An 11095-nucleotide genomic window follows, 5' to 3' on the forward strand; every position below is an offset into this window, starting at 1 on the left:
CCTGCCATGCGGCACCGCGTTGTCGTGTGGCTCCCAGGCGGGGACCGGCTCGGCCTTCGCGGCCGGTCCCGAAGCGACGAGCTTCACGAGAGGAGGTGATCACCATGGATGAGACGCGGGTTCTCGAGATCGAGCAGGAGGACCAGGAGCAGCGTGACGTCGTCGAGGAGTCCCTCGCCTACGACATCATGCTCCTGCAGATGGACTACTACTGATCCGTCGTCCAGCTGCGCCGTCCGCGTCGCGGCGCCGGTGTTACCACCGCCGGCGCCGCGACGCCTCGAATTGTCACCGGTCACATCGGCGCGGACCGGTGGAATAGCGACCGGTAGATATCGAGGCATGTCATCAGAAGGGAGTGAAATGCAGGTCACGCTGAATGCCGCGGTGCGGATTATTCCACCCTCCGCGTTGTGCGACCACTGGGTGGCGGAACACCTGTTGGACCGCAAACGCTATCGACTGTCCGTGGAAGCGGCGGCGCTGCTCGTCGCGGCGGCCGCGCGGACGGACCGGGACGGTCTCGCCGACCGCGTCGCCACCTACGACGGGCAACGGCGGACACCACAGTTCTGGGGGCACGTCGTCGACTCGCTGCGACGAATCGGGCTGCTCGTCGACCCGGCCGACAACCGGGAGGACCCGCGGGTCGTCTGGCTCGTGCGGTTGCGCGAGGAGTGGAGCCGGCGTGGGTGGCACGAGGCGGCCGAGTACCACGCTCTCACCTATGACTACCCGTGTCTGGACTACTCAGACGGGCAGCGGGCGATCGCCACCGATCAGCAGATCATGCGGCTGTTCCAGAGCCACGAGCCGGATGCCGACCGGGTCAAGGTCGAATATGTGGCACAGCCCGGAGTCGACCTGCCGAAGCCGAGCGCCGACATGCCGACCGGGACGTTGGATGTGTTGTGGGACGACACGCCGGGCGCGGAGATCCTGGACGCGCGGCGGCTCGCGATGATCCTCTCGCTCACGTTCGGGCAGACCTCCGTGCGGTTCCCACGGACCGACGCCGCGCCGCTGCTGCGCCGCAGCAGCCCGTCCGGCGGAGCCCGGCACCCGTCCGAGGGCTACCTGGTCGTCCACGACGTTCAAGGCATCGAGCGAGGCTGGTACCACGTCACGATGTCGCCTTTCAGCCTGCGCCGGCTGGACCGTCCGGGGCCCGACGACGCTGACCTGACCAGCACGTTCCGCGAGTCGACGAGCCGGTTTCCCTTCCCGCTGCGTGCCTTGGTCGTGTTCACCAGCACGTTCGAGCGAAACATGTACCGGTACCGCGAGCCACGCACGTTCCGGACCGTCCACATGGACGTCGGGCACCTGACCGCGACGCTGCGCATGTCCGCCCGGGCGGTCGGGGTCACGGCACGGGTGTTCTACAGCGACGAGGCGGCTCGGGTGGAGCGCGCGTTGGGACTGGACGGCATGCGCGAGGGGTACATGCTCACCGTGGCGCTCGCCGACGGAGCCGCGGCCGGATCGTCGACCGGCCCAGTGGCCGCGCGAACGGGAAGGTGAACCATGCCCGTCGGGACTGAACTGCGGCGTCGCTACACCCGCATCGACCCACGGGGCGGTTGTCCGCGAGTGGCCGACGCCCCGGGCATCGACGTGAACCGGATGGCGCTGTACTGGCGGCCGCTCATCGACCTGACACCCGTACGGCGGGCGCCGATGCGGCTCGCGATGATCGAGCCGGTCGTGGGCTGGATCGCCGACCCGCAGCCCGGCCGGGTCGTATGGTTCTCCCGGATAGGCGTGAACGGCCTGCGCAGCCAGGTGGTTCGGCACGCGGGGCTGGGTGAGTACGACGTGCGCGAACCCGGTCAGCTTCCCGAGCGGCTGCGCACGCCGGCATGGCGACAACTGGTCGACACGCTCGACGCGTTCGCCGGACTCGGCCCGTACACCCGGGCGCTGGTGGTGTTCCAGTTGGCCCAGTTGACGTTCTGCTACTACGCGCGTCGGCTGACCGGCCCGGTGGCCCCGACCGGCGAACCCGGCCAGGACCACTACGCCTACCAGACGGCACGGGTGTTGTCCCGGTTGCCCGATCGCAGCGCCGAGGCGATGCCGGTGTTCGAGGAGTTGACCGCCAACCGGCACGATGCCGGGCTCGCCGTGCTCGCCGCGGCGCAGGGAGTGGGGCAGGCGATCCGCAACCTGCACGACGTGGCGCTGGCGCGACGCTTCGAACAAGCAGGGCGGCGAGCGGCCCCGGCCGCCACCGGCTGGCACGGCCACCTCGCCCGAAGCCGCCTGCACCGGGCGGTGGCCCTGCTGCGCATCGCCGAACACCGGCCGGCGGCGATGCGAGAGCAGTTGCGGCTGGCGTGGGAGGCCCACGGGGCGATGGCCGCGGAGGCACCCGGCGACGAGGTCAGTCGGTCGATTGTGGCTGAGAACCGGCGCATTCTCATCGAGTCGGAGATCAAGTCGACGTTCCGGGTCGACGAGGAGGAGACCCATCGCGAAGTGCGGGCGTGGGCCGAGGAACTCGAACGGCTCGACCCGTACTGCGTCGAGGCGTTGTTGGTGGCCGGCGACGGCCACACGGTCGCGGGGGACTGGGCAACCGCGGCGCGGCTCTACACCCGTGCGGGCGAGTTGGGCACCACCGCGGGCGCGACGGGCTGGTACCGCGCCGCGCAGTGCCACGACCGGCTCGGCGACCGCGCCGCCGCAGTCGACGCGATGGGCCGTTGCCTGGAACTGGACACGACCGCCCGGGAGCCGCGCGAGTATCTGGTCGCGGCGGGGGAGCGGGCATGACCGGCCGGGCACGCGGCGAATCCCCGACGCGTGCGATCCTCGGGCTCGGCACGCCGATGCTGGTGGGTGCGGTCGCGGCGACCATGTCCAGTGTCGTCGACACGGCGATGATCGGTCACTACGGCGCGACCGAGGTCGCCGCAGTCGCTGCCGCCTCGGCGGTGTTCGACATCCTCGCCAACGTCGTGCTCGCCTCGATGGTCGGTCATCAGATACTGACCGCCCGTTTCGCCGGCGCCGGTGAGCCGGGCGGCATCCGTGCCTCGGCCCGCACCACCGCGATCTTCGGAGGCGCGATCGCGGTCGTCTGCGCCGCGTTGGTTGCGGCGTTCGGTGGTCCGCTCTCCGGGCTCGTCGCCGCGGGCTCGTCGCCGCTGGCACGCGTCGGCGGAGACTACCTGCTGGCGGTCAGCCCGACCCTGATCCTGCTCGTGCCGTACAACCTCGTCACCGCCGTCATCAACGCCTACAAGCGCCCCCGGTACACGATGATCGCTGCGCTTCTGGTGAATCTGGTCAACCTCGGCCTCGACTGGCTGCTCATCTACGGAGTCGGGCCGTTTCCCCGGCTGGGCGCGACCGGCTCCGGGATCGCCACCACCGTGTCCTGGGCGGTCGGCGTGGTCTTCGTCGGCCTCGTGGCGACGCGGCTGCGTCTGGTCGACACGGTCCGCCGGGCGGGGCCGGCACCGACGGTGGACTTCGACACCTCGGTACCCCGACTGTCGTGGCCACCGATCATGTCGATGGCCCTCGACTACCTCGCAACCGCGGTCTTCTTCGCCATCGTGGCGCAGGTCGGCGCGAGCGCGATCGGCGGCGGCCGCATCGCGTTCCAGGTCATGATCGTGGCCTACGGGGTGCTCAGCGCGTTCAGCTCGGGCACGCGGCTACTCGTCGGCCGTGCGCTCGGCGCACGGGACGGTCAAGGGGCCCGCGGGCTGTGGCGGGCCGGTCAGCGTGTCCTGTTCGTGGCCGCGCTTCCGCCGGCCGTGCTGTTGGTTGTCTGGCCGGACGCGATCGGCGCGCTGTTCACTTCGTTCGAGCAGGTGCGGCACGAAGCCGGTTCGGCAATTCGCGTGGTCGGGCTGTGCCTGCCGCTGATCGCCTTCACGCTCGGCCACGTGAGCGCGCTGCGCGCGCTCGGCAGGACCCGCTGGGACATGTACGCCAACCTGCTGGCCGCCGGCTGCGTGCAGGTGCCGATCGGCTGGCTCTGCGCCGACGTGCTGGACCTCGGAGTCACCGGCGCCTTCGGCGGCGTCGTCAGCTACTGGCTGGTGCGCGGCGTCGTTAGTGAGGTCCTCGCTCGACGCGCCCTGCGGGCCGCGGTGCCCGAGCACCGGCCGGCACCCGTCGCGGCCTCGTCGGCCACCTGAATATTCACCGGAAGAGGAAGCGAGGCGCGTGCGATGAACACTCCGAACAGCGTCCGGCCGTGGCCGCTGGGCCTGCGAATACGGCCGGCCGTGCAGCCCGGCGCCAGCCACGTCGAGGTCGCCGACACGGTCACCGGCCGCAGGTTCCGCTGGTCACCGGACCGGCTCGCGACGCTGATCCTGCGACACTCCGACCCCGGCGGCTCCGGCCCGGCCGACGACGACCGCGCGCAGGCGTGGCTCACCGAGATCGGGGCCGACGGCGACCGGAGCGCGCTGCTTCCCGGTTGGCGGCACTGGCAGGAGCGCGGCTGGTACCCGTCGGACCAGTACTACGTGGCCTCCCGAGGGTATCGATTCGCCGACGTCAGTGACCCGGACAAGGCAATTCGGTCCCGGGTGGTGAGCGGGTACGTGAAGTCCGACGGACCGCCGGTCGACGAGGTGCTGCCGGACGGCCCGCGTACCCCGCTGCCCGAGCCGCTGTGCCCGCCCGAACGGTCCGTCGCGCGGCTGCTGGTGACCCGGCGGTCCGGCCGGTCGTACGAGCCTGTGCCAGTGCCCGCGCAGTGGCTGTCCGGACTGTTGTCGTACGGCCTCGCGCAGATTCGTCGCCGTCGGGTGGCCGCCGACGTCGCCGATCCGCTGTCCTACCTCAACAGTTTCGGCTCGGCCTGGGACTTCTATCTGTGCGTCTTCGCCGTGGACGGCGTTCCGCCCGGGGCCTACCGTTACGATCTGCGCGCGCACGAGCTGGTCGCGGTGCGCCAGGGGGACCATCGCGTGGAGATGGCGCGGATCCTGCAGGGCATGTGGTCGCCGCGCAGCGCCGCCTGGACGCTCGGCCTGGTCGCCGACTTCCCCCGGTACCAGTGGCGGTACCGCCACGAGCACGGCCTGCGTCGGTTGTATCTGGAATCCGGCATCATCGCGCAGGAACTCGTCACCGTCGCCGCCGCGTACGGGTTGACCACGTTGGTCACGCCGGCGCAACAGGACTCCCGGTACCTGGAGCTGCACGGTCTGCGCAACGACCGGTACGCGCCGGTCTATACGCTCACCATGGGCCGCAGCCGCGGCACCGCCGGTGTGGACTTCACGGCCGATCCCGGACGGCCCCCGTACGACGACGTCGCCGCGGCGCCGGGAGGCCCGGCGTGAGTGCCTCCGCACCGACCGCGCCCGACGTGCTGCGGCAGATCCTGCTGCGCGTGCAGGAGTACCACTCGCTGCGGTTGTCCCCGGACGGTCGGCTCGTTGCGTTCGTGCGGACCACTGCCGCAGGCCACGAGGTGTGGGTGCGGGATGCCGACGGTGCCGAGCGGCGTCTCGCCACACATCCCGGGCAGACCGTGAGTGACCTGCGGTTCACGGCGGACAGCGTGATCCTGCTCTACCGGCACGCGCACCACGGCCGCGAGGCCTGGCGGCTTGCCGGTGTACGGCTCGCGGACGGCACGTCGCTGCGGTTCGCCCGGGACGCGTCGGTGATCGAGTACTGGCTGTCCGCCGCCGCGCCCACCGCGGTCGTGTACGCGGCCCGGGTCAGGGACTCCCGACGCGCGGAACTGTTCAGGGCCGACGTCGGCTGCCCGTCGGCCGGGCCGCAGCGGCTACCCGCGAACCCCGGATTCCACCGCCTGCTGGTCGACGGCCGGCTGCGCCCCCGCGGCGGTATCCGGCTCGCCGCGAACGGAGCGGCCGATGTGCTGCTCGGTGAGGACTGCGCCGGCGCCCGGCCCGTGCTGCACCTGGATCCGGACGAGTTACCCGATTTCGCTGCCCTGCGCTTCAGCCGCGACGACCGTCGGCTCTTTGTCGCCACCAGCGCCGGTGGGAGAACCCGACGGCTGGTGGCGTTGGACGCCGAGGGTACCGCCACGACCGTGTACGCCCACCCCGACCTCGACCTGGAGAGCTATCCGGTGGCACCCGACGGCGTTTGGTTCGATCCGGTCCTCGGCGAGCCCGACCTGTGCGCGGTGATGGACCAACGGCTACGGCACCACTTCCTACGCCGGAGACCGCCACACGTGGTGGACTATCTCGCGCCGTCCCCCGAGCACTCCCGCGTGGTGGTGGACCGCAGCGCCGACGACCGCACCTGGCTGGTGGCGGAGGTGCACGACCGCGGCCCGTTGCGTCACTATCGGTACATACCGCGGACCGGCGGGGTCGAACCGGTGATGGTGAATCGACCCGACCTGATCGGGGCCCGGCTGCCGGGGCTGGACGACTTCTGCTTCGTCGCGGGTGACGGACAGCCGATCACCGGGTACGCGCTGCGCCCACGGCACACCCGCCCGCCGTATCCCACGGTGGTCCTCGTCCACGGCGGCCCCGCCGGGCGGGACTTCTGGCGCTTTCACGCCGACGCCCAGTACCTCGCGTCGCTGGGGTACCTGTCGCTGCACGTCAACTACCGGGGCTCGCGGGGGTTCGGTACCGCCTTCCGACACGCGGGCGATGGCGAGTGGGGCGGCCGGATGCAGCAGGACCTGTACGACGCGGTCGGATACGGCGTACGCCAGGGCCTGGTCGACCCCCGGTCGGTGGTGTTCATGGGAGCTTCGTACGGCGGTTACGCGGCGTTGCTGGCGGCCTGCGTGAGACCGGACCTGACCCGTGGTGCGATCGCCATCAGTCCGCCGTCTGACCTCGTCGCGTTCGTCGACGAACCGCCGAGGTACTGGGGGCCGCTGGCCGCGTCTTTGATCCGGCAGATCCGGCGCCGCCCGGACGGGCGGACGGTCGGCGCGGACGAGTTGGCTGCGCGGTCGCCGACCCGGGTGGTGAACGCGGCGTGCCCGCCGCTGCTGATCGCGCACGGGCTGCGCGATCAGCGGGTGCCGGTGGCCGACGTGGATTCGTTCGTCGCCCGGGCCACCGGTCTCGGTGTGCCGGTGCGGTACCTGCGCTTCCCGGACGAGGGACACCACGTGAAGGCCAACCACAACAGGGAGACGTTGTTCGGCGAGATCCGATCGTTTCTGGAGGCGATCCATGTCGGGAACTGTTGAGCTGCACCGCCAGTACACGCGCAGCGACCCCCGAGGCCGGTTCCCGCGCCGTACGAGCGCACCCGATATCGACAGCAACCGGCTGGCCCTGACGTGGCGGCCGATTATCGACATGGCACACCGGTCCGCCGCCCCGATCAGCCTTCGGATGATCCGGCCGGTCTCCGACTGGATCGCGGCGGCCGAGCCCGGTCGGGTCTCGTGGTTCTCCCGGATGTCCGTGCCCGGACTCCGTAGCCAGGTGCTGCGCCACGCGGGTCTGGACGCGTACGAGGCGGGTCGCCCCGCTGACCTGCCCGCGTCGCTGCGCACCCCGGCCTGGCAACGGCTGATCGACGCGATCGAGCGGTTCGACGCCCTGGACGCCCACACCCGGACGCTCGTCGTGTTCCAGCTCGCGCAGCTGACGCTCAGCCGCTTCGCGGTCGTGCTCTCGGGCGGTACGGTCGCCCCGACCGGCGACCCCGGCACCGACCACTACGCGTACGAGGTGGCGCGGGTGAACGCCCGGGTGCCTGGCCGGATCGGTGTCGCCCTACCGGTGTTCACGGCGTTGGCCACGGGTCCCGACCGGCTGCTGGCGTACCACGCCTGCTTCCAGGGGATCGCGCACGCGGTGCGGTCCGCGGCCGACCTGCCGCAGGCCGAGCGGTTCGAGGCGATGGCCTCGGCGCTGCCGGAGATCGCCGGCAGCTGGGAGGCACACATGACACGTTGCCGGTACCACCGGGCGCTCGTGCGGTTGCGGACCGCGCAGCACCGCGTCGACGATGTGCGCGCGGAGCTCGACGCGGCGTGGGAGCAGCAGGAGCTGATGGACCGGTACGGGCCGGCCGGCGACGAAAACTTCCGCCTGCTGAGCGAGGAAAGCCGCCGGGACCTGCTCGAGCTGGAGATCGAATCGGCCTCCGGGGTGCTCCCGGCAGCACCGCAACGGCTGCGGGAGTGGGCCGCCGGGCTGATCGCCCTGGACCCCAACGCCGTCGAGGCACGGCTGATCATCGGCGACGCCTATGCCCTGGCCGGCGACCACGCGGAGTCCGCGGCCTGGTACGCCCGCGCCGGTGACCTGGGCACCAGCGCGGGCGCGGTCGGCTGGTACCGGGCCGGCCAGTGTTACGACCTGATCGGTGACGTCGACATGGCGGTGCACGCCATGGGCCGCTGCCTCGAACTGGACACCACCGCCATGGAACCACAGCAGTATCTGGCCGAGAGGGGCTGAGATGACCGCACCCACGACAGACGTCCCCCACGCGGCGGTTCGCGCGCGACGGGTCGCCGAACGCTCCGGCTTCCAGATGTCCTCCGACCCGCAGACTGGCTCCCTGCTACGCACCCTGGCCGCCACCAAGCCGGGCGGGCGGCTGCTCGAGGTGGGCACCGGAGTCGGTGTCGGTGCCGCGTACCTGCTGGCCGGGATGGATCCGACTGCCTGCCTGACCACGCTGGAACGCGGTCCGGCGCTGGCCAACGCGGCCCGGACGCTCCTCGCCGACGACGACCGGGTCGAGGTCGTCACGACCGACGCCGTCGAGTGGCTCACCGCGTACCAGGGGCCGCCGTTCGACCTGGTCTTCGTGGACACCACCACAGCCAAGTTCGATCGACGCGACCTGCTGTTCACACACATGGCTCCGGGCGCGCTGTTCATCGCCGACGACCTGTTGCCGCAGGAGAAGTGGACCGAGGCGCACCGTCCGCGGGTCGCTCGTTTCCGCAGCGAGATCCTCGCCGAGCCGCGACTGCTCGCGACGCTCGTCGACTGGGGCTCGGGTCTGGTGATCGGTGCCTGTCGTGGCCCCGCCGAGTGAGGTCGGGAGCGTCAACGTGGTGTCCTCGAAAGGAGAGCTGACACCGTCGTCGCTGCCGACGGACCTGCTGCGCGAGGCGATGTCGTACCGGACGGCCGGGCTCGCTGTGGTCACCACCCGCGGTCCGGACGGTACGGACATGGCGTTGACGGCGAGTACGTTCGCGTCGGTGTCGCTGGAACCACCGCTCGCCGTGATCGGTCTCCGGCGGGCGGGTCAGTTCCACGATGCCCTGCTGGCCCGAAGTACCTGGGCGGTGACGCTGCTCGCCGACGGTCAGCATCCGGTCGCGGCCGCGTTCGGGCGCCCGCGCGCCGAGCATCACCCCGAGGACCTGCGGCGCTGGTCCACGCGCCGGATGCCCGGCGGGTCGTTGGCCTTCGTCGACGGCCTTGTCGCCGTCGAGTGCACCCTCACCGCGAGCATGGAGGCGGGCACCGCGACCGTCGTGGTCGGGCGGGTTACGGCCGCGGTTCGGGGAACCGGCGAGGACCCGCTGCTGTACTTCCGGCGCCAGTACCGCCGGATCAGCGGAGAGCCGGTCCGGCTGTGGCGACGGTGAGGCCGGGACCTCCGGGGTCTGGTCCCGGCGGCGGCCGGACCAGGCGCCGGGGTGGACCGGCCGCGCAGCATGTCCCGCCGGTGACGCCCGACACCATCGGCCAATCGTCGCTCAGGGCCTCGCTCACCACGGCACTTCCCTCGCGCCGGACAACCTTCACCCTCACGGTCGAAGACGAGGAAGGGTGCAGGCAGCCACCACCGTTGTGATCACCCCGACGCCTGCCGATCAACTCCCGATCCGCGTCATCCAGGAAGAAGAACCGCTCCACCGCCGCCTGACCGGCCCGTGAGACTGGCAGGGTCAGGTAATCCAACTGTCTTGTATTCGCGTTGATGCCCGCTCCAGCAATCACGGTGAGTCACGCCGACCCTGGTGCTGGTGGCCGGATCTGCCGCCAATGATCATGATCTGACGAGACGCGGCCGACCTGGATGCCGGACTGACAGTGAGGCTGTCGGGACGACTGGCGCGCCATGTCAACGGCAGATGTGGATGCCCCACCAGTGCCGATCCAAGTGAGGATCACCGTGACCGTGTGCAGGTTGCCGAGCTCGGCGTGCGGCGAGCCTAGGCTGTGCGCCATGGAAGGAATGGCGTGGCTCCTGCTGTGCCCGTGCGCGTTCTTTGTGCTGCTGTTCTTCGCCGCGGTCGTGATCCTCTGGTTTCAGACCAAGCCGGGCAGCCGGTAGCTGAGTCGGCCGTCGGAGGGAAGCGCTGGCGCGCGAACCTTGGCGACTCTGGGGCGTAGGGCCGCCGACCCGGAGCCGGTTTCTTCGGCAGGTTCAGATGTCGCCGGCACGGCCGCTCGTTCGGCAACCGCGACGCTCGGATCGCGGCTACCTATTGACTGGTGGTACGACCGCAGCCCGGCCAGGCTTGGTCGAGGTGACCGGTGGGGTCGCTCTCATCGCGGCTGCCCACCGCAGGTTGGTGTGGCTCTCATCTGGCGTGCGTCCCGCCGGTCACCGCGGCGGTGAGAGGCTCAGGAGGGGACTGCCCAGCTCAAGGTAGCGCTGCCCTCCCGTCGACGACCCATCGTCGGATCAAGGGAGGACACGATGGCCAAGGTCATCATCGGCGTGGACCCGCACAAGCGTTCCGCCACCATCGAAATCATCAACACGCGAGAGAAGACGGTCGGGCAGGGCCGGTTCGGCACCGACCGCGACGGCTACCAGGCCATGCTCGCCGCCGGCCGCAAGCACAAAGACCGCCTTTGGGCGGTCGAGGGCTGCAACGGCATCGGCCGGCACATCGCTCAACGCCTGGTCGCCGACGGCGAAACCGTCGTGGACGTCCCCGCGAAGCTGTCCGCCCGGGCCCGCGTGTTCGCCACCGGCCAGGGCCGCAAGACCGACCCGGTCGATGCCCGCAGCGTCGCCGTGCTCGCCCTGCGCACCGAAGGTCTGCGGCAGGTCGTCACCGACGACACCACGGTCGCGTCACGGCTGCTGGTCGACCGCCGTGACCAGCTCGGCCGGGCCCGCACCGAAGTCGTCTCCCGGCTGCATCACCTGCTACTCGAGTTGGTGCCCGGCG

9 protein-coding genes are annotated in these 11095 nt (G+C 71.0%); all 9 read left to right on the forward strand.

Annotated elements, in window-relative coordinates:
- Window positions 1-363 precede the first annotated feature (363 nt).
- Window positions 364-1524: a SagB/ThcOx family dehydrogenase gene (locus tag ACZ6O2_RS33055; RefSeq protein ID WP_466025712.1), complete on the forward strand. Its 1161-nt coding sequence runs from the start codon at window positions 364-366 to the stop codon at window positions 1522-1524.
- Between the two features lie 3 nt (window positions 1525-1527).
- Window positions 1528-2778: a tetratricopeptide repeat protein gene (locus ACZ6O2_RS33060; RefSeq protein WP_466025713.1), complete on the forward strand. Its 1251-nt coding sequence runs from the start codon at window positions 1528-1530 to the stop codon at window positions 2776-2778.
- Window positions 2709-4157, forward strand: coding sequence for an MATE family efflux transporter (locus ACZ6O2_RS33065; RefSeq protein WP_466025714.1), 1449 nt, complete (start codon window positions 2709-2711; stop codon window positions 4155-4157). The genes ACZ6O2_RS33060 and ACZ6O2_RS33065 overlap by 70 nt, the downstream gene beginning before the upstream one ends.
- 33 nt (window positions 4158-4190) lie before the next feature.
- Entirely contained in the window at window positions 4191-5318 is a 1128-nt protein-coding gene (locus tag ACZ6O2_RS33070; RefSeq protein ID WP_466025715.1) for a SagB/ThcOx family dehydrogenase, read from the forward strand.
- Entirely contained in the window at window positions 5315-7177 is a 1863-nt protein-coding gene (locus ACZ6O2_RS33075; protein WP_466025716.1) for a S9 family peptidase, read from the forward strand. Before ACZ6O2_RS33070 ends, ACZ6O2_RS33075 begins: the two co-directional genes overlap by 4 nt.
- Complete coding sequence (locus ACZ6O2_RS33080) at window positions 7161-8402, forward strand: hypothetical protein (RefSeq protein WP_466025717.1); 1242 nt, start codon at window positions 7161-7163, stop codon at window positions 8400-8402. The genes ACZ6O2_RS33075 and ACZ6O2_RS33080 overlap by 17 nt, the downstream gene beginning before the upstream one ends.
- Window position 8403: 1 nt before the next feature.
- Complete coding sequence (locus ACZ6O2_RS33085) at window positions 8404-8991, forward strand: O-methyltransferase (RefSeq protein WP_466025718.1); 588 nt, start codon at window positions 8404-8406, stop codon at window positions 8989-8991.
- A 19-nt stretch (window positions 8992-9010) separates the two neighbouring features.
- Window positions 9011-9553, forward strand: a complete 543-nt coding sequence (locus ACZ6O2_RS33090) for a flavin reductase family protein (protein WP_466025719.1) — start codon at window positions 9011-9013, stop codon at window positions 9551-9553.
- 1061 nt (window positions 9554-10614) lie between these two features.
- The coding region (locus ACZ6O2_RS33095; RefSeq protein WP_466025720.1) for an IS110 family transposase at window positions 10615-11095 on the forward strand (481 nt) is incomplete at its 3' end.

It is taken from the genome of Micromonospora sp. NPDC048040, assembly GCF_055587185.1.